Below are 22966 nucleotides of genomic sequence, written 5' to 3' on the forward strand. Positions count from 1 at the left end.
CTATCCTGAACCACGTCCCGGCACGGCGTGGCCGCCGGAGGCACCGACCAAAGCCGCCGAAACGTGCGGGTCGGCAACAGCCAGGAAGAGGAATATGACGCTCATCGGAGTGCCGCGGGAATCCGCGGAGGGTGAACGCCGCGTCGCGCTGGTCCCCAAGATCGTCGAGCGGCTGCGAGCCCTCGGTCTTGAGGTCGTCGTCGAGAGCGGGGCCGGAGACGGAACGATGATCAGCGACGAGGACTACGAGAAGGCGGGCGCCACCATCGGTGATCCCTGGCCCGCCGACGTCGTCGTCAAGGTCAACCCGCCGACCGCCGACGAAACCAGCCTGCTGAAGCCAGGTTCGGTCCTCATCGGCTTCCTCGCGCCGCGTGCGCAGCCGGAAATCGTGGAGCGGCTGCGCCTAGCCAACGTCACCGCGTTTGCGGTGGAGGCAATTCCGCGGATTTCGCGGGCGCAGGTGATGGATGCGCTGTCCTCGCAGGCGAACGTGGCGGGCTACAAGTCGGTGTTGTTGGCCGCCTCGGAGTCGACCCGGTTCTTCCCGATGATGACCACCGCGGCGGGCACGGTGAAACCCGCCACCCTGTTGGTGTTGGGTGTCGGTGTCGCCGGCTTGCAAGCCCTGGCCACGGCGAAACGACTCGGTGCCAAACCCACCGGCTACGACGTGCGTCCGGAGGTAGCCGATCAGGTCCGTTCGGTCGGTGCGCAGTGGCTCGACCTGGGTATCAATGCGGCAGGCGAGGGCGGCTACGCCCGGGAGTTGACCGAATCCGAACGCGCCCAACAACAAGAGGCGTTGGAACAGGCGATTACGAAGTTCGACGTAGTCATCACGACCGCGCTGGTCCCCGGCCGTCCCGCACCGCGTTTGGTGACTGCTGCCGCAGTCGAAGGCATGAAGCCGGGCAGTGTGGTGATCGACCTGGCCGGTGAGACCGGCGGGAACTGCGAGCTCACCGAACCCGGCCAGACGGTCGTCAAACATGGGGTGACGATCGCGTCGCCGCTCAACCTGCCTGCCACGATGCCCGAGCATGCCAGTGAGTTGTACGCCAAGAACATCACCGCACTGTTGGAGTTGTTGATCACCGACGGCGCCCTGGCCCCCGACTTCGACGACGAAGTCGTCGCGGCCTCCTGTGTCACCCGTGAGGGAGTGAACTGACCGATGTATGACGAATTGTTGGCCAATATCGCGATCCTGGTCCTTGCCGGGTTCGTCGGATTCGCCGTGATCTCCAAAGTCCCCAACACCTTGCACACCCCGTTGATGTCGGGCACCAACGCCATCCACGGCATCGTCGTCCTTGGCGCGTTGATCGTGCTTGGCAACCTGCCCGCCGACGCCTCCTGGGGCGTGCGGATCATCGCGTTCATCGCCCTGATCTTCGGCACCCTGAACGTGATCGGCGGGTTCCTGGTCACCGACCGGATGCTGAGCATGTTCAAGAGCAAGAAGCCCGAACCTGTGCGCGCGGAAGCCGAGGCCGGGAAGTGACCTATCTCGTCAACGGCCTCTACATCCTGGCGTTCGGCCTGTTCATCCTCGGACTGTCCGGCCTGACCGGACCCAAGACCGCGGTGCGCGGCAACTGGATCGCCGCCACCGGCATGGGCATCGCCGTGATCGCCACGTTGATCTCGGTGCGCGATACCGCGTCGATCAACTGGATCCTGATCGCCGCCGGCCTGGCCATCGGGGTGGCGCTGGGGGTGCCGCCGGCCAAGAAGACCAAGATGACCGCGATGCCGCAACTGGTCGCCCTGTTCAACGGCGTCGGTGGTGGCACCGTCGCCCTGATCGCGTGGGCGGAGTTCATCGAAACCGACGGCTTCGCCCACATCACCGAAACCCCCTCAGTGGCCCTGGTGGTCGGATCGCTGTTCGCCGCGATCATCGGCTCCGTCTCGTTCTGGGGCTCGCTGGTGGCGTTCCTCAAGCTTCAGGAATCGATCCCCAAGAACATCGAGAAGGCACTGGTCAAGTCCGCCAAGATCTTCCAGGCCTCCAACGTGGTGTTGCTGATCGCCGCGATCGCCGTCTCGGTGTACCTGGGCCTGCACGCCGGCACCGGTACCCCGATCTGGCTGATCGTGGTCGTGTTGGTCCTCGCCGGGGTCATGGGATTGTTCGTGGTGTTCCCCATCGGCGGCGCCGACATGCCCGTGGTCATCTCCCTGCTCAACGCGATGACCGGATTGTCCGCTGCCGCGGCCGGTCTCGCGCTCAACAACACCGCGATGATCGTGGCCGGCATGATCGTCGGCGCCTCCGGCAGCATCTTGACCAACCTGATGGCCGTGGCGATGAACCGCTCCATCCCCGCGATCGTGTTCGGTTCCTTCGGCGCGGGATCTGCCGGCGCCGCAGCAACCGTCACCGATCAGGGCACCGTGAAGGCGACCTCCGCTGCGGACGCCGCGATCCAGATGGCGTATGCCAACCAGGTCATCGTGGTGCCCGGCTACGGTTTGGCCGTCGCGCAGGCCCAGCACACCGTCAAGGAAATGGCCGACCTCCTCGAAGCCAAGGGGGTCGAGGTGAAGTACGCGATTCACCCCGTCGCCGGCCGGATGCCCGGGCACATGAACGTGCTGCTTGCCGAGGCGGACGTCGACTACGACGCGATGAAGGAAATGGACGACATCAACGGCGAATTCGGCCGTACCGACGTCACCATCGTCATCGGCGCCAACGACGTCACCAACCCCGCCGCCCGCAACGACCCCTCGTCCCCGATCCATGGGATGCCGATCCTCGACGTCGACAAGTCCCGTTCGGTCATCGTGCTCAAACGCTCGATGTCCTCCGGATACGCCGGCATCGAGAACCCGCTGTTCTTCCTCGGCCAGACCTCCATGCTCTTCGGCGACGCCAAGAAGTCCGTCAGTGGAGTCATCGAAGAACTCAAGGCACTGTGACCGCGCAACGCTAGGGGCTCGCGCGCCCCACGTCGGCGGCAGCTTCGAGAAGCGCTTGGGCCACCAGGGAATTCGGCTCACGGTCCAACACGATGAGGCCGACGGCAGGGCCTGGCCCCTGCTCGACCATCGGCCGCATCGCCAGGCCGTCGGGCATGCCGAATGCGTCGAGCCAGGTGTGTGCGACCACACTCGCCATGCGCAGCGTCTTCATGTGCGTGTACAGCGCACCGACCGTGTCGGTCTCGACGACCGGGTTGAACTGGACGCCATCGGCAGCCATGTTCGCGTCGAGGATGCGGCGGTTTCGCATCGCGGTGGTCAACGCACACAACGGAAGCTGTGCCGCCTCCCCCCACCGCACTTCGGACTGTTGCATCAGCGGGTGCTCCGATGGCGCCACCAGGACGTAGCGCTCCCGGTAGAGCTCGACCCGCTTGGTGCCGGGAGGTGTCTCGTTGTCCAGATACGTCAGACCGGCATCGAGCTCGAATTCGCCAAGCCGCCGGGTTATCTCGCGAGACGACAACGCCTCGACGCGGACTCGTGCGCCCGGGTACCGTTCGAGGAACCGGCTGGTGACCAATGGGCTCGTCGGAACCGAGGTCGGCACCGCCCCGATGCGGGCCGTCACGGTCAGCCCACCGCGCATCCGCTCGACGTCAGCCAGGAGCTCGTTGCGTTCGGCGAGGATCCGGTGGGCCCAGGTGACGACGCGCTGCCCCTCGGCGGTGAACCCCTCGAATCGTTGACCCCGCAACACGATCACGACGTCGAGTTCGTGTTCGAGCTTGCGAATTGCCACCGAGAGCGTGGGTTGACTGACGTGGCATGCCAAGGCGGCTCGGCCGAAATGGCGCTCGCGGGCCAGCGCCACCAGGTACTCCAGCTGCTGGATCACCACCTCGCCGTGCATTCACCCACTCCATCGCCAACCCCGATAGTGAAAGACTATCGCAGCATGTCAGATCGCAAAGACCAATCCATTGTCCAGAGCTGGCAGCGGTTGTAGCGTCGGTTACATCGACACGACGAGCCGCCAAAACGATTGGTGACGAACCTCTTTCACACGCAAGAGGGCGAATGTCGGTTATCCGCGCCTTTCCATGACCGCATGGCCGAACCCGTCGGGCGCAAACGAGAAAAAGGAATCGAGAATCATGGCAAAAGTGGTTTGCGTACTCTACGACGATCCGATCGACGGTTACCCCACCAGCTACGCGCGCGACGGTCTCCCCCACCTCGACGGTTACCCCGACGGGCAATCCCTGCCGACGCCGTCGGCGATCGACTTCACGCCTGGCGCACTGCTCGGCAGTGTCTCGGGAGAGCTCGGCCTCCGGGCGTACCTCGAGGGCCTCGGCCACGAGTTGGTCGTGACGTCGGACAAGGACGGTGACAACTCCGTACTCGATCAGCACCTCGAAGATGCCGAGGTCGTCATCTCGCAGCCGTTCTGGCCCGCCTACCTCACCGCGGAGCGGATCGCGCGTGCCCCCAAGCTCAAGCTCGCCCTGACAGCCGGAATCGGTTCGGACCACGTCGATTTGGACGCCGCGATCGAGCGGGGCATCACCGTGGCGGAGGTGACGTTCTGCAACAGCATCAGCGTCGCCGAGCACGTCGTGATGATGATTCTCTCGCAGGTCCGCAACTACCTGCCGTCCTATCAGCAGGTACTCAACGGTGGCTGGAACATCGCCGACTGCGTGCAGCGGTCCTACGACGTCGAGGGCATGCACGTTGGCACCATCGCCTCGGGCCGGATCGGCCTTGCCGTGCTGCGCCGCCTGGCACCGTTCGACGTGCACCTGCACTACTACGACAAGCACCGGTTGCCCGCCGAGGTCGAGGCCGAGCTCAACCTGACCTATCACCCGTCGGTGCAGGACATGGTGCCGGAGCTCGACGTGGTGACCATCAACGCGCCGCTGCACCCGGAGACGCGTGGACTGTTCAACGACGAACTGATCGGGACCATGAAGCGGGGTGCCTACCTCATCAACACCGCGCGCGCACTCATCTGCGATCGCGATGCGATCGTCCGCGCCCTGGAGAGCGGTCAGCTGGCGGGCTACGCGGGTGACGTGTGGTTCCCGCAGCCGGCGCCGGCCGATCACCCGTGGCGCACCATGCCGCATCACGGCATGACGCCGCACATCTCGGGGTCATCGCTCTCGGCGCAAACCCGTTACGCGGCAGGCACTCGGGAGATCCTGGAGAGCTACTTCTCCGGCACCCCGATCCGCGACGAGTACCTGATCGTCGACGGTGGCGCGCTCGCCGGCGTCGGCGCACGGTCGTACACCGCCACCGTCTGATCTGTAGGCGGCCCTTGATCGAAGGGCACGAAAGCCGTCCCGGTGCGAGCCGGGGCGGCTTTCGTCATGGTCGGCCCGGCTGCGCCCTTGTCGACGAATGTGGCTTGAACGCGACCCTCGCCACGTCCCGTGACGGCAGTACCGTGGGTGTATGAAGTATCTCGATGTCGACGGAGTAGGACGGGTCAGCCGGATCGGTCTGGGCACATGGCAGTTCGGCTCACGCGAGTGGGGTTACGGAGACGACTACGCCTCGGGCGCCGCGCGCGACATCGTGCAGCGCGCCCTTGACCTTGGCGTCACGCTGTTCGATACGGCCGAGGTGTACGGAACGGGCAAGAGTGAGCGCATCCTCGGCGACGCTCTTGGCGACAAGCGCGCCGACGTCGCGGTGGCGAGCAAGATCTTCCCGATCGCACCGTTCCCTGCGGTGGTCAAGCAGCGTGCCCTCGCCAGTGCTCGCCGGTTGCAGCTCGACCGCATCCCCCTCTACCAGGTCCACCAGCCGAACCCCGTCGTCCCCGATTCGGTGATCATGCCGGGGATGCGCAGCCTGCTCGACGAAGGGCGCATCGGGGCGGCCGGGGTATCGAACTATTCGCTCGCCCGCTGGAAGAAGGCCGATGCCGCCCTCGGGCGGCCGGTGATCAGCAACCAGGTGCAGTTTTCCCTCGCCCACCCACAGCCGCTCGATGACCTCGTCCCGTTCGCCGAGCGGGAGAACCGGATCGTGATCGCCTACAGCCCACTGGCGCAGGGGCTGCTGGGCGGCAAGTACGGCCTCGACAACCGGCCCGGTGGCGTCCGCGCGGTGAACCGGTTGTTCGGCACCGAGAACCTGCGCCGGGTCGAGCCGCTGTTGCAGACGCTGCGCGACGTCGCAACGGAGGTCGACGCCAAGCCGGCACAGGTGGCGCTGGCCTGGCTGATCAGCCTGCCCGGCGTCGTCGCGATTCCTGGCGCGTCGAGTGTGGACCAGCTCGAATTCAACGTCGCTGCCGCCGACATCGAGCTGAGCACGGATTCCCGCGACGCACTGACCGAGGCTGCCCGCGCGTTCCGGCCGGTGTCGATGGGCCGCTTCGTCGCCGACACGATCCGCGAGAAGCTCAACCGCTAAACGCTGGCCGAAGCGAGGCCGCGGAATCGTCAGGTGCTTATCGTGAGCACATGACCCCAAACCGCAGTTCCGCTAAGGCCGAGCAGCGCGACGGAGTCGACCTGACCAACCTCGACCAGCCGCTCGCGCCCGACGCCGGCGCTACGAAGCGTGATCTTGTCGACTACCTGGACGCGGTGGCCGACCGGATCTTGCCCGGGCTCGTCGGCCGCCCCCTCACCGTGCTGCGGGTGTTGCGCGGACGGGCACCGTTCATGCAGAAGAACGTGCCCAAGTACACGCCGGATTGGGTACGTACGGTGCCGATCTGGGCCGAGGCGTCCAAACGCGAGGTGCACTACGCGCTGTGCGACGACCGGCGCACTCTGCTGTGGCTCGCCAACCAACGCGCCATCGAATACCACCCGACGCTGGGCCTCGCCGAGAACATCTACCGCCCTACGCATCTGGTGCTGGATCTCGACCCGCCCACCGACGACGACTTCGCCGCCGTGGTCGCCGTCGCGCACCTGGTCCGTCGTGCGCTTGCCGACTGCGGCCTTGCGGGTGCGGTCAAGACCAGCGGCGCCAAGGGCGTGCACGTGTTCGTGCCGATCGACGCTCACGCCCCGGTCGAGGACGTCGCAGGTGCCACCCGCGCACTCGCCGCCCGCGCCGAAGCGCTCGACCCGGACATCGCGACGACGGCGTTCATCGTGGAGGACCGCGGTGGCAAGGTGTTCGTCGATTCCACCAGGGCAGGTGGCGCGACGATCGCCGCTGCCTACAGCCCGCGGCTGCGCAAGGGGACGCCGGTGTCGTTCCCGCTGGACTGGTCGGACCTGGACCGGATCACGCCCGCCGACTTCACGGTGCACACGGCGATCGACGCACTCGCCGGCCGCGACCCGTGGGCCGAGTCGATGCCCGCCCCGCAGCGCCTGCCCACCGAGCTGATCGAACAGGGCCGCACCATTCCGGTCGCCCGCGTGGCGGCCATGCACGAGGGCAAGCGCCGCGCCCGTGCCCGCCGGTCCGACGATGGCTGATCAGGGTTCGAAGGGGCGCCCCTCGAGGGCGGCGAAGACACGCAGCGGATCGAGGTAGTCGCGCCACTCGGCGATCTTGCGATCCTCGATGACGACCACCGAGATGTACCGGTTGGAGTACGGCTGCCCGGTCGCCACGATCCTTCCCTCCGAGGAGTATTCGAGCACCACGGTCGACGTCGACGGCGACCGGTGCACACGAAGGTCGTAGCAGCGGTCGAGGAAGAACGTCGAGCCGTAACCCCGGTAGAGCTCGACGAGGTTGTCGCGGCCCACGACGTGGCGCGGGTAGTCCGGCACCGTGATGATGAAGTCGAAGATCACGTCCTCGGCAAGCAGATCGAAGAAGTGCTCACCGTCGACGAGCCCCTCGAGGCCGTCCTCGATGATCCAGTGCGCGGAAGTCGCCCATGTTCTCGACCACTCGAAACCTCCTGGAGATTGGTGACGTCGAACGTCGTCAGCGGGTCGAACGTAGTGGGTGGCAGTGACAGGTCCCGAGCATCAACTCGTGAATACCGCTTCGAAGGGGCCTGCCGAGAGTTAGCCTCGATTGATCAACGAGTTTTTGCTGAGCGAGCTAACCGTGAATATCAGGCAACTGGTGGCCAGGATTGCTTCGCTGAGAGGGGCAGTAAATCATGAAGTTCAGCCAACTACTGTGCGCAGCGGCGACCGTTGCTCTGAGCATGGCATTCACCAGCGCAATACCGGCATACGCAGGCCCACTAGACCAGGCGTGCGTGCGGCCCGACGGGACCCCATGTCCGCCCATGCCAGCTGGCTGCGTGCAGGAGAACGGCATGCCGTGTTCGGGTGCCCTGCCCGACATCAACGCCGCGTGCATGCAGAATCCCGTGGTCTGCCGGTGGCTGATCGGGTGACTCACGTCTTCCTGGCGAGTCGCTCCGCTGCCTGACCGAGCCGTTGCCTGCGAGACATCCGGGCGGCGGCGCTGCGGGCCGCGGCGATGATGGCACTCATCGGCTTCGCGCCGGCCTTCGCCGACGGCCTCGACTCGTGCTCGACGACCGGCGGCCCGTCGCCCTCCCACCACACCGGCTCCATCAACCGCTTGATCATCGGAAGCGCAGGCTCGACCGACCTGCGACCCCACTCCAGCGCGCGGTCGATCGCGCCCTCGGATGCGGCCAGGGTCACCGGCGAAAGGGTCGGACTGAACTGCACGATCCGATCCGCAAACGGCGCATTGCGCACCATCTGGATCTGGACCGCCTGGGTGACCGGTTGCAGCCACAGATGCTTGGGATCCCACTGCGGATGGAAGCAGTCCCACGCGAAGTAGCAGGCATTGCGTGTGCCGAGCCGACCGTCCTGCACCCGTCTCCACGCCAATTCCACCGGCACGTTGCTCGCGGCGCCACCGTCGTCCAGCGCCGCGACGTCCTTGACCTGCATCAAATCGTCGAGCAGGGGATCCATCGTGCGGTCGTTGGTCTCATGGTGCAGCACCCCGGGGATTGAGCACGAAAACGCTACTGCGTCAACGACGTTCATCGCTTCAGTCAAATCGTCGCCACCGACGATGATCGGCTTGACCACGCGGCTGTCGATGAAGGCGGCCACCTGCCACAGCCGGGCGGCCACCACCGGACCGATCCCGATCCTCAGGAATGGCAGAGTGCGCGGCTGCAGAGCAGACGTCGCGACGCCTCGGAAACGCCTCGGCAACTGGTCGAATGACTGCTTGCGCACGCCTGCCACGACGGTCTCGCACGGGATCGCCAGATCCTGCATGCGCATCCGCTCACCGTCCTCGCAGCGGAACAACTCGTCGGCGAACGTGCCGAACTTCAGCGAGAACAGGCCAGGCAGACCATGCCTGCGGCGCAGCGTTTCGCGACCGAGGATGCCAACGTAGGTGACGGTCTTCGCCCAGGCGATGTGATGTACTCCTCGGTCGGAATCGGGAGGGTCCGCGCAATGATTGCCGCCACGATCGCCCCGAACGACGATCCGATTAGGTACGACGGGATCGCGCCGTGCTCGACCATCTCGTCCATCGCGCCGATGTAGACGTAGCCCGCGCCCCCGCCGCCACCGAGCACCCAGACCAGCGCCTTGTAGCCGAGCTCCGCGTCCAATTCCGCCAGTAAGAACTCGTCGGCATGCCGTTCCGCCAGACGTGTTCGCTGCTCGGAGACCAGGTCGGCGATCTGAACCAGCGCCTGCTTGGCCGCGATCAGTCTCCGCTCGAGAACCTGCTCCTTGCGCAGAGCGTCATGCAGCGCGTCGATCACCTGCTCCCGAAAACCGGTCAGCTCCGCACCGACCGAAACGTCACCACGACCGCGCACGCCGCCCGGCCCAGCGGCCCCGGCTCGAACACGTCGAGCCGGGCAGGCTGACGTCTTCTGCCGACTCCGTGACGACAACGCCGACGTCGTCGACCGGCACCAGCTCTGCAGACGTGTCGCGGGGGCTCCCCATGTCGTACAGCCTCACGCACGGGGTCCAGGCCATTGGCGGTATTGGTGATGCCGGTCGCGCCACTACGATGCAAATCATTTGGAAGCGCGATAGAGAGCCGGTCCGTGGCAGAGCCAACCATCCAGTTCCGCCGTCTCGCCGAGCAGGTCGCCGACCAACTCCGGCGGCGCATTCTGCTCGGCGAACTGGCCGATGGCAGCATCCTGCCAAAGGAGGACGAGCTTCTCCTCGAGTTCCCCGTCAGCAAGCCATCGTTGCGCGAAGCCATGCGGATCCTCGAGGCCGAGGGGCTACTGCGCGTGCGTCGCGGAAAGCTCGGTGGCGCGGTGGTGCGTCGGCCGAATGCCGCGAACGTGGCCTACACGATCGGCCTGGTGCTGGGGTCGCAGGAGGTCGGCCTGTCCGACGTCGGCAGCGCATTGCGTCAGGTCGAGCCGGCGTGCGCGGCGCTGTGCGCCGAGCGGGCCGACCGCAAGAGTGCCGTCGTGCCGGAGTTGCGCCAACTGCACGCCGAGTCGGTCGATTCGGTCGACGACCTTCAGCGCGCCACGTCGGCGAGCCGGCGCTACCACGAGGCGCTCGTCTCCCTCTGCGGCAACCAGACCATGATCATGCTGGCGGGTGCCCTCGAAATGCTCTGGTCGGCGCACGAACAAGCCTGGTCGGCGCGGGTCAGGGATCACAGCATCGTCCCCGTCGCCGAGCGCCTGACGGTCCTCGAGGACCATCGTCAGGTCATCGACGCGATCGACGACGGCGACGCGCGGCGCGCTCGCGATCTCGCCGCGGCACACCTGATCGACGCGCAGCACTACCCGGGATCCTCCGGGATCGTCGATCCGTCGATGGTGCGCAACTGGGCACACGACCCGTCAAGCCCGAGCTGACCGGGCTCTCTACTTAGACCATTGACGCACGGCGTCATTTTCATATGATTTGGTAATGGACGTCGATGCAGCCGCCTTCACGAGTGCCGAGGCTGCTCGATACCGGGCCGCTGGCTGGTGGTCGGACACCACGCTGTCCGACTGCGTTCGGCGCAATGCCACCTCATCGCCCAACAAGCCGGCCTACGTCGACTTCGCCATCGACTCCCCCGATCGCATGCTGACCTGGTCCGAGTTCGACCGCGCTGCCGCCAACCTGACCACGCAGCTGCAGGGGTTGGGGGTGACGCCCGGCCAGTGTGTCGCCGTGTGGCACCGCGACAGCTCGGAGATTCACGTTCTCCTGGTCGCGATCGAACGCTGCGGCGCCGTCGCGGTGGGGCTCGGAGCGCGCGCGGGCGTGCGCGAGGTGACCCAGATCCTGCGCACGACGCAACCGTCGTTGGTGGTCAGCGACGTAGCGCGACGCCAGCAGGCAGCCCAGGCAGCCGCCGACTCGGACCCACCCCTGCGCGCCGTCGTGCTCGGGGACCGTTCCGACGAACTGTTCATCGACACCCTTCCGCGCCCGGACGCGGCGGCAGACCTGTCCCCCGTCGGGCCCGACGACCCCTTTCTGATCAACTCGACGTCGGGCACCACCGGCATGCCCAAATGCGTTGTCCACACTCAGAATCGCTGGTACTACTTCCACCAGAAGGCAGTCGCCAACGGCGAACTCACCGCCGACGACGTCTTCCTTCCGGTCATTCCGACACCCTTCGGCTTCGGCATCTGGACTTCACACACCACGCCCATCTACCTGGGTGCTACGACGGTCAGGACCGAACGCTTCGATCCCGTTGCGACGTGCGCTGCGATAGCGCAGCACCGGGTGACGGTATTGTGTTGCGTCAGTACGCAGTTGGCGATGATCCTGGCGAGCCCCGCATCCAGGGAGTTCGACCTCGCCAGCTTGCGCGTCGTCTTCACCGGCGGTGAACCGCTGCCGTACACGCAGGCGGCGCAGTTCGAAGAGTTGACCGGGGTGAAGATCCTGCAGTTCTACGGGTCCAACGAGACCGGCATGTTGAGTGCGACCACCGTCGCCGACACGTTGCACCGCCGGCTTCGGACCGCGGGGCGCATCGTGCCGGAGATGGCCGTGCGACTGTTCGACGGCGACCGGGACGTCACGGAATCCGGTCGTGGACGACCTGTTTGCCGTGGTCCGGCGACCAGCCTTGGCTATCTCGGCGGCACCGACCACGACAAGTTGTTCACCAAGGACGGCTGGATGCGGATGGGCGACGTCTGCGAGCTGGACGCCGATGGTTATCTGACCCTCACGGGTCGAACGTCGGACTTCATCCTGCGCGGTGGGAAGAACATCAGTGCCGTCGCCGTGGAAGAGGCCGTGGCGACGCATCCCGCCGTGGCGGTGGCGGCGGTGGTTGCGATGCCCGACCCCTTGTTCGGCGAGCGGGTGTGTGCGTTCGTCGAGTTGAAGCAGGGCACCACCATCGACTTGGACACGCTCGTCGAGCACCTGCTGCAGCAAGGCGTCTCCAAGGAACTGCTGCCAGAACGACTCGAAGTGCTCGACGAACTTCCCCGCTCGTCCGGCGGCAAGGTCGCCAAGGGCCAACTACGCGAAGACATCCGATTGATATTGGAGCCATCATGAGTACAAGCGAAGTGCGGCGCGGCGGCCTGGAAGTCTGGGCGCCGTCGAAGGTGCCACCCATCGGCGTCGACCTCACCGACGAACAGAAGCTGGCGGTGGCGTTCCGCCACCTCGCCGACAACGGCATCGCCGAGAACATGGCAGGACACATCACCTGGCAGCTCGACGGGCAAACTGACATGTTCGTGAATCCGTGGGGACTGTGGTGGCAGGAACTGACGGCATCCGACATCTGCGTCGTCGACGAGGACGCCAGGGTCGTCCGTGGCCGCTGGGACGTCACACCCGCCATTCACCTCCACACCGAACTGCACCGGCTTCGGCCAGACGCCCGCGTGGTGATCCACAACCACCCGTACTACGTCAGCCTGATCGCTGCCCTCGGCATGCTGCCCGAACTGGTGCACCAGACCGGCTCGCTGTTCCTCGACGACATGTACCTACTCGACAAGTACGACGGTGAGATCGACGCACCCTGGCGTGCAGTCGAACTCGCCACCCAGATCGGCTCGGCCAACCTGGCGATCCTGGCGAATCACGGCGCCATCATCACCGGGCGCAACCTTGCCGAGGCGGTCTACCGCGCGGCGTCGATAGAGCGGGTGTGCCGGCTGGCCTACGACGTGATGCTCACCGGTCGGACCCCGTCGCCAATGAACCGCGGCGACATGGTGGGCATGCAGGCGTCGCTGATCGAACGCGCCGCCGACGTGTACTGGGCCGGCGCGGCACGCATGACCATCAAGGCCGATCACAGCGTTCTGAACTGACTGAATCGACGACGAGAGAAGGAGATTGGACCCATGGCTTCCATCGACGAGATGTCGGCGAACCTGAGCTTCACCACTGCGAAGACCGGTGCCGACCGCACCGTCACGTTCCTACCCGAACCCGAACGGGCCGAACGCAAGTACACCGTCATCTCCGTCGACGACCACATCGTCGAACCACCCGACACCTTCGAAGGGCGCGTCCCGCAGAAGTTCGCCGACCGCGTGCCACGGGTGGTCGACACCGACGACGGTGGGCAGACCTGGATCTACGACGGGCAGTCGCTGCCCAACGTGGGCTTCAACGCGGTCGTCGGGAGGCCGGTGTCCGAGTACGGATTCGAGCCGACCCGGTTCGACGAAATGCGGCGCGGCGCTTGGGACATCCACGCGCGGGTCAAGGACATGGACCTCAACGGTGTGTATGCATCGCTGAACTTCCCGTCGTTCCTGCCGGGCTTCGCGGGCCAGCGGCTGCAACAGGTGACGACCGACCACGATCTCGCGATGGCCTCGGTCAGGGCGTGGAACGACTGGCACATCGAGGCATGGGCGGGCGCCTACCCCGACCGGATCATTCCGTGTCAGTTGCCGTGGCTGCTCGACCCCGAGGTCGGCGCGAAGATGATCCACGACAACGCCGAGCGCGGATTCCACGCCGTGACGTTCAGTGAGAACCCGGCGATGCTCGGCCTACCGACCATCCACTCGGGGTACTGGGAACCGCTGTTGGCGGCCTGTGCCGAGACCGGGACGGTGGTGAACCTGCACATCGGTTCGTCGGGCACGTCGCCGTCGACCACCGACGACGCTCCGCCGGACGTGCAGGGCGTGTTGTTCTTCGCCTACGCCATCTCTGCCGCAGTGGACTGGCTGTACTCCGGGGTGTGCACCCGGTACCCGGACCTGAAGATCTGTATGTCGGAAGGCGGGATCGGTTGGGTGGCTGGGCTTCTCGATCGCCTCGACCACATGCTCAGCTACCACGAGATGTATGGCACCTGGCGCAATCTCGGCGAGACGCTCACCCCCGCCGAGGTCTTCAAGCGGAATTTCTGGTTCTGCGCGGTGGAGGACCAGTCGTCATTCATCCAGTACGACCGGATCGGCGAGGACAACATCCTGCTGGAGGCGGACTACCCACACTGCGACTCCACGTGGCCGTACACCCAGCGCAAGATCCACGAGGAGATCAACGGGCTGCCCGACGACATCATCCGAAAGGTGACGTGGGAGAACGCCTCGCGGCTCTATCAGCATCCCGTGCCCGCGGCCGTCCAAGCGAATCCGGACGCTTACTGAGCCACGGTCCCTGCGATGGGCCGTCAGCGCCGGACGGAGGCCCGTCGTGTGGTGCTGCGCCGTGCGCGCGGCGGCTCGACGGCGGGGCTGAGCCCGTTCCGCACCAGGGATTGCGCATTCTCGACGATCAGCTCGATTGAGCTCCGCCGGGGATTCCACCATTCGACCGTCCAGTTCAGCGATCCCAGCACCAACGCTTGAGCCATCCGTGGATCAAGGTCGGAGCGGAGCTGACCATCGGCGGCGGCGTCGTCGAAGAGTCGGCTCCAGAGCGCGTTGTAGCCGGCTTCCTCCTTGAGTTGCCTGGTGCGCAGCCGCTCGGGGAGCTGTCCGGAGTTGCGGATCGACGCGGTCGTGTAGTCGGAGATCTCCAGTTCGTGGCGCAGGTGCGCCTCGACTGCGGCCATGATCCGGTCCATCGCTGACGACTCGGGCGGCAACGCGGCAAGGACCTTCACGAGATGTTTGCGCATGTCGGCAATGCCGCTGAACATCACCTCTTCGATGAGGTCCTCCCGGGAGGGGAAGTAGTAGTAGATGGCGGGCGCTTGAATTTCGGCGTACTCGGCGACGTCGGAGAGTCGTGTGCCTGCGTAGCCCTTGACGCTCAGGACGTGCGCCGCGGCGTCGAGGATGCGGGCCCGGGTGCGTGCAGACTTCGAGTCGGCGACCTCGGGGCGCGCGGTGGGCGCGGCCTGCAATTTTTTAGGCACCATTCGATTATATGGCCGTCGCGATCGCGCGTTGGGCATCTACGCAGTGGAATCGACGTTGCGGTCCTCGGTGACCGCTCTGCGTCGATCTGTTGTCTTCACGGTTACCGCGTACCTCCAGGCCGGTCGGGGGCGAAGGAGGTCAACCCGATTCCCTTGTACTTGTTCATGATTCGTTCGTACTGACGGCGATTGCGGGCCGGCGGCGTGTCGGTGAGCCTGGCGGGGAGCCGCCGATAGGCAATGCGGAGGCCCGCGGTCGCGATGGCGAATTCGACGTCGTGGCGGCGGGTCCGCCCAGCAGATCACCGGCCAAGGCCTGCACGCGGTCACCACCGCCACCTTGGCTGCTCCGTCCGGCATCCGCGCCCAGGTGCACGCCGCCTCCGACGCTGCCGTCGACTTCCTGATCGCCGACCCCCGCAGGAGCGCGCTGCTCCTGGGTTCGCACACCACAGAAGTCCTGCACAATGCCCGCTTGACGAGCACCCGTGCCATCGCCAATTCCATGGCGGGGCTGACACGAGAGTTGCTTGGCGATTCCGCACCCACACCACTGGACACCGACCTTGCCGCATTCACCCTCGTCAGCGGCACCCTGGAACTCGTCGCCGCCTGGCTCCGGGGCGACTACGCCATCAGCCGCGAACACCTCGCCGACCTCGTCGCAGCGATGCTGCTGGCCGTGACCAACATCTCGACCGCGTTGCCAAAGCCCTAGTGGCACAGGCGCGCTCCTTCATTCCCGTCGTCGGCTCAGCGTCCCGTAGGGGTCGCGCCCACTCTCGGCGTCACCGCGGATGAATTCTGCTCACTCCACCCGACGGCGATCCGATGCTTCTGCGCGGACGCCGGCGAGGATCAACCTGACAGACTCACGGAAACTCCGCGACGGCCCCAGCGCCTTGCGGTCCGCCTGCGGGGCACCATTGGAGCGGCGCGTACCGCGGACCTCCCTGATGGCATCGCTGACGGTGACGTTGGCCAATGCCAGACAGCACTCAGCCGCGGTATCTCGTGAAATACCTTCTTGAACCGTGGCTTTGGCGAGAGCGTTGACGTAATCGCCAAGGATCAGCACGTCGTCGTCGGTCATCAGATCGGTGAGGTGCGGATGAGCACACAACGTGCCATGCAGTCCAAGACACCAGTTCGATGCGGTCGACTCCCATGACCCGCATTCACTGAAGTTCAGACTGAGTTTCGCAAGGTGGAGTTCGACGACGTTTCGGATCAGGTTGTCGCGGCTGCCGATCCGCTTGTAGAGAGTCCGTGTCGAGATCTTGAGGTCCGCGGCGAGACGTCGCACGGTCACCGCCCCTGCACCCTCCGCATCGAGGAGGACGAGCGTGTGCGCGTAAATGGTCTCCGCGGAGATCGACGGTTGGGGACCGCGTCGCCTTCCGTCGCCGGGTGCGCCACAACCACGCCCATCCGCTTGCCGCGTGGCCAGCGAAGTCATCGCAGCCGCGAATCGGTCGAACTCGGCTTCGATGTCAACCGTCGACGACATCGCGATCACTGTCCCTTCGGCGGCAGCAGCATGTCCTGCCACGTTCGGTGTTGGTCCGCACCGCGCGCCAGATCGCTTTGGGTGTAGGTCTTGCCGTCGGGCCCGACGTAGGTACCGGTGGCCGGGTCATATTCGGCCACCGCGAGCGGCGCAGGCGGTAAGGCGGCGGAATCTGGTGTGCCCGGCGGCAATTGCGGGATCGCTTGACCGGACATGGTCGCGTTCGGGTCGCCCTTCCAATTGTAGCCGTCGTTGAGCGGGACGTAATTCTCGTCGCTTTCGCACATCGCGGCAGTCGGGCCGCGCTTGCCTGGCTTCGTCTCGCACGGGATGTTGCGGGCGCCACGGACGTTGAATGGCGCATCCTGGGGCACTCGGCAGTACACGTTGCCCGGCGGGCGCGGCGGGTAGTCGACGTCGGTCGGCACCCGCTGCTGCTGGGGCGGCAGGAATCCGGTGGTGCAGGCAGGCGGCAGATTCAGGTTCAGGTTGAAGCTCAGATATCCACCCTTGTAAGCCTGCCTGGTGTTTCGGTTGGCCAGACCGGCACCTTGGAGGATAGCGATGCCCGGCGGCAGAAGGACGAGGAGTTGTTCGAGATCGTTTTGGTAGGTGATGCCAACTTGGTCGAGGCTGGCCAGATTGGCCATCAGGATCGGCAGGGACGGCTGTAGCCGATCCAGTAGCGCCCGTGTCTCGTCGGCCGCCGCAGGGCCAATGTCCAACAGCCGTGACACGGCGGAGTCCTGCGTCTTGAGTCCTCCGGTAACCGTCGCGATGTTCGCCGCCCAGGCCTGTATGGAGGCCGAGGTGTCGGTCTGAGAATCCAGCACCGGCTGGGACTGGTCGGTCAAGGTGATCAACGCGTCGAGGTTCTCGCGCGCATCGATCGCCAGCGACGTCGTCCCCTTCACCAACCGGGACAGCTCGGGACCAAGGCCGCCGACGGCCGTGTAACCCTCGTCGATGACGGTCTTGAGATTGTCGTGCGGGATCGCCTGAATGCCCCGGTTCGTGGCGGCCAGTAGCGAGTTGATGTCGGGGGGAACCGATGCCCTGTCGAGGGGGATGACGTCGTCGTTCTTCAGCACCGGACCGTTGCCGCTGCGGGGGCGCAGTGCCACGAACTGTTCGCCGACCGCGGTTTGGCTGTGCACTTCGGCATCCAGGTCGGCGGGGATGGCCACATCCGAGTTCAGTGACAGCACCGCGTCGACGCCGGTGTCGGTGAGCGCGACACTCTCGACGCGACCGACTTCGGTGCCACGGTAGGTGACGTTGCCGGAGGAATACAGACCGGCCGCGGTCGGCAGCTTCAAGGTAACGCGGTAATGCCCAACACCAAACAGGTAGTTCGGCAGCTGCATGTAGTGAAACGCCATGACCGACACCGCAATCAGCGTGCCGACCGTGAAGATCGCCATCTGCGAGACGACGCGTCTTGGCAGATACATGCTAGGACCCCTGGTCGAAGTTGTAGGGCACGACCAGCGGGTTCACTGCGGTGTAGGGACTGGGGAGTTGCCCGATGGTCCGTCCCCACTGCAGTTCGAGCTCGGTGAGGTCGCCCTCCCATCTGGTTCCCGTGAAGAACGACGAGTCGAGCCGGCTCAACGTGAGGTCGATGACCGCGGTGAGGTTGGCGTAGTCGCCGCGATTCCACTTGGTGAGCGTGTCCTTCGGGAACGGATACGTCGGCAGCACACCCAGCGCCCTGGTCAGTGCCGGCCCGGCGTCGGCCAACGATTTCAGCACAGAACCGACGTCGGTGAGCTCCCGCACCAACGCGCCCTTGGTCTGGTTGACGGTGTCGGCGGTCAGCGCGGAGAAGTTGCCCAGCTGCGTGATGGCGTCGGAGATGGTCTTGCGCTGGTCGCTGAGTACGGCCAACGCATCCGGAATCGTCTTGAGTGCCTTGTCGACGACCGGCTTCTGCGCGGCGATCTGACCGACGAGGTTGTTGAGACTGTCTGCCGCGGCGATGATGTCGTCTTTTTGATCGTTGAGGTAACCGACGTACTTGTCGAGCTGCACGATCAGGCTGCGCAGGTCGCCGGCGCGGCCGGCGAACGCCGTGCTGAGCGCTTCGGTGATGTCCTGCACTTGGCCAACCCCGCCGCCGTTGAGGACCAGCGAGATCGCCGCCAAGGTCTGCTCGGTGCTCGGGTAGGTGCTGGCGGCCGCCAGCGGGATCAGCGATCCGTCGTGCAATTTGCCTTGCGGCGGAGCGTCGGTCGGCGAAGCCAGCTCGACGTGCAGCGAGCCGAACAGGCTCGTCTGGCCCAGCTTCACCGTCGCGTTGGCAGGCAGGTCGACGTCGCGGTCGAGCGTCATGGTCAGCAGTGCATGCCAGCCCTGCATCTCGACCTTGGTGACGTTGCCGACCGTCACGTCGTTCACCCGGACACGTGAATTGGGTTGCAGGTTCGTGACATTGGGTAACTGGGCCTGAATCGTGAAGGCGCCAGGACCGCCGCCGGCGGTGCCGGGTAGTGGCAGGGTGTTCAGGCCGTGCCAGCCGCCGCATCCGGACAGCGCGGCTACCACCAGTGTGAGTGCGACGGCAACTCGTAGTCCTCGGATCGTCATCCGCCACCTCCTGACGGAACCATCAATCCGGGCAGACCGTCGGCCGGATTGGTCTCAGTGGCCTGCTCCGCCGGCAAGGGCGCCTCGCTGGCCAGTGGCGCCGGAGGTGGATCGGCGGCCGGAGGCGGTTGCGGCGGAATGTAATCCGGGCGCATCCAGTCCTCGCTGAAGGTGAGCTCGTTGGGCCGAGCGGTGGTCCCGGCGAGCGGATTGAGTCCCAACGGCGGGAAGTTGAACTGGCGGTTCTTCATGATCGGCGCCAGATACTGCACGCACAGCTTCGCCGATTGCTCAGCGCCCAGCCGTGACGCTGCCTGGATCGCGCCGCACAGGAACGTGATCGGATTCTGAAAGTTGTTGACTGACAATGCCCCGGTCAACGTGCCCTGGGCGGGCTGGTAGATGTTGAGGAAGTTCTGCAGCGTGCTCGGGGCGACGTGCAGGACTTCCTTGATGTCGGGGATGCTGTCCTTGAGCGCCGCCGATACCGACGCGAGCTTGTCCGACGTGGTACCCAACGATTCCCGATTCTCGTTGACGAAGCTGCTCAGTTCACCTGCGAGGTCGCCGAGGTCGCGCACGGCGTTTGCGACCTCGTTGGGATCGTTGGCGACCAGATGCGTGACCTTCGCCAGGTTCTGGTTGAGCTGGGCGAGCAGGTCCGACGAACCCTGCAACGCCGACACCAGGATCGACAGGTTCTTCAGCGTGGAGAACAGATCGTGGCTGTGGTCGCCGAGTGCCGAAATCGCCTGGGAGAGTTTGATGATGGTGTCGCGAATCGTCGCGCCCTGACCACGCAGGTTGTCGGCGGTGGTGTTGACCAACGCGCCGAGCGGGCTCACGCCACCGGGCTGGGTCGGTTGCAGTGCGTCGTTGAGTTTCTGGAGCTGGTTGCGGAAGTCGTCGAACTCCACGGGAACGGCGGTGCGGTCCTGGCCGATGACGGCGTTGTCGGCCATCACCGGTCCACTGGTGTAGGCAGGCGTCAGCTGGATCGCCCGCGAAGTCACCAGGGTGGGCGACAGGATCACTGCCTTTGCGTCGGCGGGCACCTTGTACTGGTCGTCGAGCCAGAAGCCGATCTTGACCCGTTGCGGCTCGGGCACGATCTCGTCGATCTCCCCGACCGGCACGCCGACGATCCGCACCTCGTCGCCAACGAAGATCCCGTTGCTGTTGTCGAAGTAGGCGACCAGGTGGGTGCGACCGACCACTCCGCCACCCCAGGCAACCACCACGATTCCGGCGATCAACGTCAACACCAGGGTGGCGGCAATGGCGATCCGTCCGTTGCGTGTTCTCACTGGCCTGCCTCCGTGGGTGCCGGTCCTGGCGATACTTCACCTGGCGCCGGTTCGAAGACCGGGCTGGGCGTCGGAGCGGGCGGGACGATCGCCGGTGGACCTGGCGGCGGGCCACCGGGCGGCGGGGCCGGGAGGGGCTCGCGGTATGGGTAGCAGCCGGTGGGACCGGGCAACGGCAATCCGGGCGGTCCGCAACCCTGGTCGCCCGGGTTGCCGGTAATCGCGTCGGGCAGTGTGAGGTTCGGCTCGCCGCCCTGGCCGGTGCGGGGGTAGGGCACGGGTAGTGCGGATGTGCCCGGCTGGCCGATCTGCGGATCGACGCGCTGCGAGGGCAGCAACGTGTTGGGGTCCAGCCCGAGGTCGGAGAACGCCGCGTCGACGAACGGCTGCACGAATTGGCCGGGCAGCAAGTTGGCCAGGTAGGCCTTGAAGAAGGGGCCCGAGCCGACGGACTCCCCCAGTGACGTGGCGTAGTCCCGCAACCCCTTGAGCGCCTCCTGGATCTTGGCCTTGCGGTTGTCGACGATCGCCAGCACGCCGTTCAACCTGTCCAGCGCGGGTTTCAGCGTCGTGCGGTTGTCGGCGATCAGCCCCCTCAGCTGCTGCGCCAATGCCGAGAAGTTGCCGGAGAGTTGGTCAAGTGCGCTGCTTTGGCTTTCCAGCTGGATCAACAGTGCGTTGGTGTTGGCGACCAGTCCGACGACCTCGTCGCTGCGTTGCGCAAGGATGCCGGTCGCCTTGTTGGCGTTGCTCAACAGCGACCGCAGATCGGAGTCGCGTTCGTTGAGGGTCTGGGAGAACCGCGCCACGCCCGCAACGGCAGCCTGCAGCTGCGGCGGGGTGTCGGCGAAGGTTTGGGCAAGGACCGTCAGCGAACTGGACAGCTGGTCGGTGTTGAGCCCGCTGATGGTCGCCGACAGATCGCCGAGGGCGTCGGGCAGCTGATAGGGCGAGGTAGTCCGCTCCAGCGGGATGATGCCGTCCTCCTGACCGTCGCCGCGCGGGGTCACCTCCAGGACCTTGGATCCGAGTAGCGCCTTGGTCTTGATCGCGGCCTCGGAGCGGTCTCCGACGCGGATGTCATCGGCGACGTCGAATGTCACTAGGGCATGCGAATCCTGCAGCTTGATGCTGCTGACCTCACCGACCTTGAAGCCCGCAACCTGCACGGCCGCACCGGTTTTCAGGCCACCCGCGTCGGCGAAGTACGCCGAGTACGTCGTTCCCCGAGAGAAGAACGGCAGGCTCTTGAACTGCAGCGCTCCCACGACGAGGGCGAACAGGACGACGGCGCCGATCAGGCCGAGGACGATCGGGTTTCGTTCGGAGAACGACTTCATCTGGGCGTGCACCTCCCCGAGTCCTGACCGGCGAGCTTCACGTACACCGGCTGACCGCCCTTTCCGTTGAGCTTGAGCACCAGGTCGCAGATGTAGAAGCTGAAGTAGTCCCCGGTCAACGCCTGACGTCCGAGCACGCGGTACGCATCCGGCAGGGTGTTGAGGAAGTTGTCGAAGTACTCGTGGTCGGCCAACACGGTGGAGGCCACCCGATCGGTTTGTGCCACGGTGTCTTTCAGCGGCGGGCGGGCCGCGACGAGCAGGTCGCTGATCGACGCCGCGGCGGTATTGGCGTAGGCCAGCCCGGTGCTGATGTCCTTCTTGCGGCTCTCCAGTCCTGCTATCAGTGAGGACAGCGAGTCGACGGCCTTGCCGAACTGGTCACCTTGGCCGGCCAGGGAGCCGAGGACCGTGTTCAGGTTGACCACGACCTGCCCGATCAGCTGATCGCGGTCGGCCAGCGTGCTGGTCAATGCCGCAGTCTGGGTCAAGAACGATCCGATGGTGTCGCCCTGGCCCTGGAACGCCGAGATCAACTCGCCTGAGAGCGCATTGACCTGATTGGGGTCCAAGGCGTGAAACAGCGGCCGGAAGCCGCCGATGAGCGCATCGAGATCCAATGCAGGGGCGGTCCGGTCCAGCCCGATGGTGCCGCCCGCGTTGAGCCGCCTGGTCCCGCCCGCGCCTTCGAGCAGTTCCAGATACCGTCCGCCGATCAGGTTGTCGTAGCGGATGGCGGCCTTGCTGCCGTCGGTCAGTACCACCGCGTCATTGGCGCTGAACTCGACCGACGCGGTGTCGTCGGCGTTGACGGAGATGTTGGTGACCTTGCCGACTTCGACACCGGCGACCCGCACGAAGTTGCCGTTCTCCAGTCCGCTCACGTTGCTGAAGATGGCCGTATAGGTCGTGCCCTTGTCGAAGCGGAACTGCGCGTAGATCGCCAGCAGCGCGAACATCCCCAGCAGGCACACCACCACGAAGACGACGAGCCGCGCGACGGCACCCGACAAGTTGTCTCTCACGGT

At 65.7% G+C, this 22966-nt stretch carries 24 protein-coding genes; 12 read left to right on the forward strand and 12 right to left on the reverse strand.

Annotated features, from left to right (window positions below; translation table 11 throughout):
• Positions 1 to 94 precede the first annotated feature (94 nt).
• Genes HNP02_RS30995 through HNP02_RS31005 form a run of 3 tightly spaced genes read left to right on the forward strand, consistent with a single transcriptional unit; the run spans position 95 to position 2931 of the window.
• A complete protein-coding gene (locus tag HNP02_RS30995; RefSeq protein ID WP_184444474.1) occupies positions 95 to 1174 on the forward strand; it encodes a Re/Si-specific NAD(P)(+) transhydrogenase subunit alpha in 1080 nt (359 codons plus the stop codon).
• Between the two features lie 3 nt (positions 1175 to 1177).
• The gene (locus HNP02_RS31000; RefSeq protein ID WP_184444475.1) at positions 1178 to 1507 is read left to right on the forward strand and encodes an NAD(P) transhydrogenase subunit alpha; all 330 of its coding nucleotides are present in this window, start codon (positions 1178 to 1180) and stop codon (positions 1505 to 1507) included.
• Complete coding sequence (locus HNP02_RS31005) at positions 1504 to 2931, forward strand: NAD(P)(+) transhydrogenase (Re/Si-specific) subunit beta (RefSeq protein ID WP_184444476.1); 1428 nt, start codon at positions 1504 to 1506, stop codon at positions 2929 to 2931. The genes HNP02_RS31000 and HNP02_RS31005 overlap by 4 nt, the downstream gene beginning before the upstream one ends.
• 10 nt (positions 2932 to 2941) lie before the next feature.
• On the opposite strand, the gene HNP02_RS31010 is transcribed toward HNP02_RS31005, so the two are convergent.
• Entirely contained in the window at positions 2942 to 3847 is a 906-nt protein-coding gene (locus HNP02_RS31010) for a LysR family transcriptional regulator (RefSeq protein WP_184444477.1), read from the reverse strand.
• A 244-nt stretch (positions 3848 to 4091) separates the two neighbouring features.
• Here HNP02_RS31010 and HNP02_RS31015 point away from each other — a divergent pair, with 244 nt between their 5' ends.
• The 3 genes from HNP02_RS31015 to HNP02_RS31025 all read left to right on the forward strand — a co-directional run bounded on the left by HNP02_RS31015 (position 4092) and on the right by HNP02_RS31025 (position 7400).
• Entirely contained in the window at positions 4092 to 5252 is a 1161-nt protein-coding gene (locus HNP02_RS31015) for an NAD-dependent formate dehydrogenase (protein WP_184444478.1), read from the forward strand.
• 151 nt (positions 5253 to 5403) lie between these two features.
• Positions 5404 to 6372, forward strand: a complete 969-nt coding sequence (locus HNP02_RS31020) for an aldo/keto reductase (protein ID WP_184444479.1) — start codon at positions 5404 to 5406, stop codon at positions 6370 to 6372.
• A gap of 50 nt (positions 6373 to 6422) precedes the next feature.
• On the forward strand, positions 6423 to 7400 hold the full coding sequence (locus HNP02_RS31025; protein WP_184444480.1) for a DNA polymerase domain-containing protein: 978 nt from the start codon (positions 6423 to 6425) through the stop codon (positions 7398 to 7400).
• Here the strand turns inward: HNP02_RS31025 and HNP02_RS31030 are convergent, their stop codons facing one another.
• Positions 7401 to 7790 (reverse strand): nuclear transport factor 2 family protein, encoded by a 390-nt coding sequence (locus HNP02_RS31030; RefSeq protein ID WP_184444655.1) that lies wholly within the window; start codon positions 7788 to 7790, stop codon positions 7401 to 7403. It abuts the gene before it with no gap.
• 251 nt (positions 7791 to 8041) lie between these two features.
• On the opposite strand from HNP02_RS31030, the gene HNP02_RS31035 reads away from it, so the two are divergent.
• Entirely contained in the window at positions 8042 to 8284 is a 243-nt protein-coding gene (locus HNP02_RS31035) for a hypothetical protein (protein WP_184444481.1), read from the forward strand.
• Between the two features lies 1 nt (position 8285).
• Here HNP02_RS31035 and HNP02_RS44145 read toward each other — a convergent pair whose 3' ends face one another.
• From HNP02_RS44145 to HNP02_RS43075, 3 genes are read right to left on the reverse strand one after another with little or no spacing between them, the layout of a single operon-like run.
• On the reverse strand, positions 8286 to 9164 hold the full coding sequence (locus tag HNP02_RS44145; RefSeq protein ID WP_255507150.1) for a patatin-like phospholipase family protein: 879 nt from the start codon (positions 9162 to 9164) through the stop codon (positions 8286 to 8288).
• 50 nt (positions 9165 to 9214) lie between these two features.
• A complete protein-coding gene (locus tag HNP02_RS44150; protein WP_375373727.1) occupies positions 9215 to 9718 on the reverse strand; it encodes a patatin-like phospholipase family protein in 504 nt (167 codons plus the stop codon).
• Complete coding sequence (locus HNP02_RS43075) at positions 9702 to 9851, reverse strand: hypothetical protein (RefSeq protein ID WP_255507152.1); 150 nt, start codon at positions 9849 to 9851, stop codon at positions 9702 to 9704. Before HNP02_RS43075 ends, HNP02_RS44150 begins: the two co-directional genes overlap by 17 nt.
• 104 nt (positions 9852 to 9955) lie before the next feature.
• Here HNP02_RS43075 and HNP02_RS31045 point away from each other — a divergent pair, with 104 nt between their 5' ends.
• The 4 genes from HNP02_RS31045 to HNP02_RS31060 are packed head-to-tail and all read left to right on the forward strand — an operon-like array spanning position 9956 to position 14476.
• On the forward strand, positions 9956 to 10738 hold the full coding sequence (locus HNP02_RS31045) for a FadR/GntR family transcriptional regulator (protein ID WP_184444482.1): 783 nt from the start codon (positions 9956 to 9958) through the stop codon (positions 10736 to 10738).
• A 55-nt stretch (positions 10739 to 10793) separates the two neighbouring features.
• Positions 10794 to 12404 carry a class I adenylate-forming enzyme family protein gene (locus HNP02_RS31050; RefSeq protein WP_184444484.1) on the forward strand — a complete coding sequence of 537 codons (1611 nt, stop codon included), beginning with the start codon at positions 10794 to 10796 and terminating at the stop codon, positions 12402 to 12404.
• Positions 12401 to 13174, forward strand: coding sequence for a class II aldolase/adducin family protein (locus tag HNP02_RS31055; protein ID WP_184444485.1), 774 nt, complete (start codon positions 12401 to 12403; stop codon positions 13172 to 13174). The genes HNP02_RS31050 and HNP02_RS31055 overlap by 4 nt, the downstream gene beginning before the upstream one ends.
• Before the next feature lie 33 nt (positions 13175 to 13207).
• Entirely contained in the window at positions 13208 to 14476 is a 1269-nt protein-coding gene (locus HNP02_RS31060; protein WP_184444486.1) for an amidohydrolase family protein, read from the forward strand.
• 23 nt (positions 14477 to 14499) lie between these two features.
• Here the strand turns inward: HNP02_RS31060 and HNP02_RS31065 are convergent, their stop codons facing one another.
• Positions 14500 to 15189 carry a TetR/AcrR family transcriptional regulator gene (locus HNP02_RS31065; protein ID WP_309241753.1) on the reverse strand — a complete coding sequence of 230 codons (690 nt, stop codon included), beginning with the start codon at positions 15187 to 15189 and terminating at the stop codon, positions 14500 to 14502.
• 343 nt (positions 15190 to 15532) lie between these two features.
• Here HNP02_RS31065 and HNP02_RS31070 point away from each other — a divergent pair, with 343 nt between their 5' ends.
• Positions 15533 to 15910, forward strand: coding sequence for a hypothetical protein (locus HNP02_RS31070; RefSeq protein WP_184444489.1), 378 nt, complete (start codon positions 15533 to 15535; stop codon positions 15908 to 15910).
• 90 nt (positions 15911 to 16000) lie between these two features.
• On the opposite strand, the gene HNP02_RS31075 is transcribed toward HNP02_RS31070, so the two are convergent.
• Genes HNP02_RS31075 through HNP02_RS31100 form a run of 6 tightly spaced genes read right to left on the reverse strand, consistent with a single transcriptional unit; the run spans position 16001 to position 22963 of the window.
• Entirely contained in the window at positions 16001 to 16702 is a 702-nt protein-coding gene (locus HNP02_RS31075; protein WP_184444491.1) for a hypothetical protein, read from the reverse strand.
• A 5-nt stretch (positions 16703 to 16707) separates the two neighbouring features.
• Positions 16708 to 18156 carry an MCE family protein gene (locus HNP02_RS31080; RefSeq protein WP_184444493.1) on the reverse strand — a complete coding sequence of 483 codons (1449 nt, stop codon included), beginning with the start codon at positions 18154 to 18156 and terminating at the stop codon, positions 16708 to 16710.
• Between the two features lies 1 nt (position 18157).
• Positions 18158 to 19291 carry an MCE family protein gene (locus tag HNP02_RS31085; RefSeq protein WP_184444494.1) on the reverse strand — a complete coding sequence of 378 codons (1134 nt, stop codon included), beginning with the start codon at positions 19289 to 19291 and terminating at the stop codon, positions 18158 to 18160.
• Positions 19288 to 20598: an MCE family protein gene (locus HNP02_RS31090; protein WP_184444496.1), complete on the reverse strand. Its 1311-nt coding sequence runs from the start codon at positions 20596 to 20598 to the stop codon at positions 19288 to 19290. The genes HNP02_RS31085 and HNP02_RS31090 overlap by 4 nt, the downstream gene beginning before the upstream one ends.
• On the reverse strand, positions 20595 to 21938 hold the full coding sequence (locus tag HNP02_RS31095; protein WP_184444497.1) for a virulence factor Mce family protein: 1344 nt from the start codon (positions 21936 to 21938) through the stop codon (positions 20595 to 20597). The genes HNP02_RS31090 and HNP02_RS31095 overlap by 4 nt, the downstream gene beginning before the upstream one ends.
• Positions 21935 to 22963: an MCE family protein gene (locus tag HNP02_RS31100; RefSeq protein ID WP_184444498.1), complete on the reverse strand. Its 1029-nt coding sequence runs from the start codon at positions 22961 to 22963 to the stop codon at positions 21935 to 21937. Before HNP02_RS31100 ends, HNP02_RS31095 begins: the two co-directional genes overlap by 4 nt.
• Positions 22964 to 22966: the final 3 nt, after the last annotated feature.

It is taken from the genome of Mycobacterium sp. AZCC_0083 (assembly GCF_014202335.1).
Classification (GTDB): domain Bacteria; phylum Actinomycetota; class Actinomycetes; order Mycobacteriales; family Mycobacteriaceae; genus Mycobacterium.

Excerpts from the sequence above, each read along its gene's own strand:
- HNP02_RS30995 (WP_184444474.1), top strand. The coding sequence starts at position 95 with ATGACGCTCATCGGAGTGCCGCGGGAATCCGCGGAGGGTGAACGCCGC.
- HNP02_RS31000 (WP_184444475.1), top strand. The coding sequence starts at position 1,178 with ATGTATGACGAATTGTTGGCCAATATCGCGATCCTGGTCCTTGCCGGG.
- HNP02_RS31010 (WP_184444477.1), bottom strand. The coding sequence starts at position 3,847 with ATGCACGGCGAGGTGGTGATCCAGCAGCTGGAGTACCTGGTGGCGCTG.
- HNP02_RS31015 (WP_184444478.1), top strand. The coding sequence starts at position 4,092 with ATGGCAAAAGTGGTTTGCGTACTCTACGACGATCCGATCGACGGTTAC.
- HNP02_RS31020 (WP_184444479.1), top strand. The coding sequence starts at position 5,404 with ATGAAGTATCTCGATGTCGACGGAGTAGGACGGGTCAGCCGGATCGGT.
- HNP02_RS31025 (WP_184444480.1), top strand. The coding sequence starts at position 6,423 with ATGACCCCAAACCGCAGTTCCGCTAAGGCCGAGCAGCGCGACGGAGTC.
- HNP02_RS31035 (WP_184444481.1), top strand. The coding sequence starts at position 8,042 with ATGAAGTTCAGCCAACTACTGTGCGCAGCGGCGACCGTTGCTCTGAGC.
- HNP02_RS44145 (WP_255507150.1), bottom strand. The coding sequence starts at position 9,164 with ATGCGCATGCAGGATCTGGCGATCCCGTGCGAGACCGTCGTGGCAGGC.
- HNP02_RS43075 (WP_255507152.1), bottom strand. The coding sequence starts at position 9,851 with ATGGGGAGCCCCCGCGACACGTCTGCAGAGCTGGTGCCGGTCGACGAC.
- HNP02_RS31050 (WP_184444484.1), top strand. The coding sequence starts at position 10,794 with ATGGACGTCGATGCAGCCGCCTTCACGAGTGCCGAGGCTGCTCGATAC.
- HNP02_RS31055 (WP_184444485.1), top strand. The coding sequence starts at position 12,401 with ATGAGTACAAGCGAAGTGCGGCGCGGCGGCCTGGAAGTCTGGGCGCCG.
- HNP02_RS31060 (WP_184444486.1), top strand. The coding sequence starts at position 13,208 with ATGGCTTCCATCGACGAGATGTCGGCGAACCTGAGCTTCACCACTGCG.
- HNP02_RS31075 (WP_184444491.1), bottom strand. The coding sequence starts at position 16,702 with ATGTCGTCGACGGTTGACATCGAAGCCGAGTTCGACCGATTCGCGGCT.
- HNP02_RS31080 (WP_184444493.1), bottom strand. The coding sequence starts at position 18,156 with ATGTATCTGCCAAGACGCGTCGTCTCGCAGATGGCGATCTTCACGGTC.
- HNP02_RS31085 (WP_184444494.1), bottom strand. The coding sequence starts at position 19,291 with ATGACGATCCGAGGACTACGAGTTGCCGTCGCACTCACACTGGTGGTA.
- HNP02_RS31095 (WP_184444497.1), bottom strand. The coding sequence starts at position 21,938 with ATGAAGTCGTTCTCCGAACGAAACCCGATCGTCCTCGGCCTGATCGGC.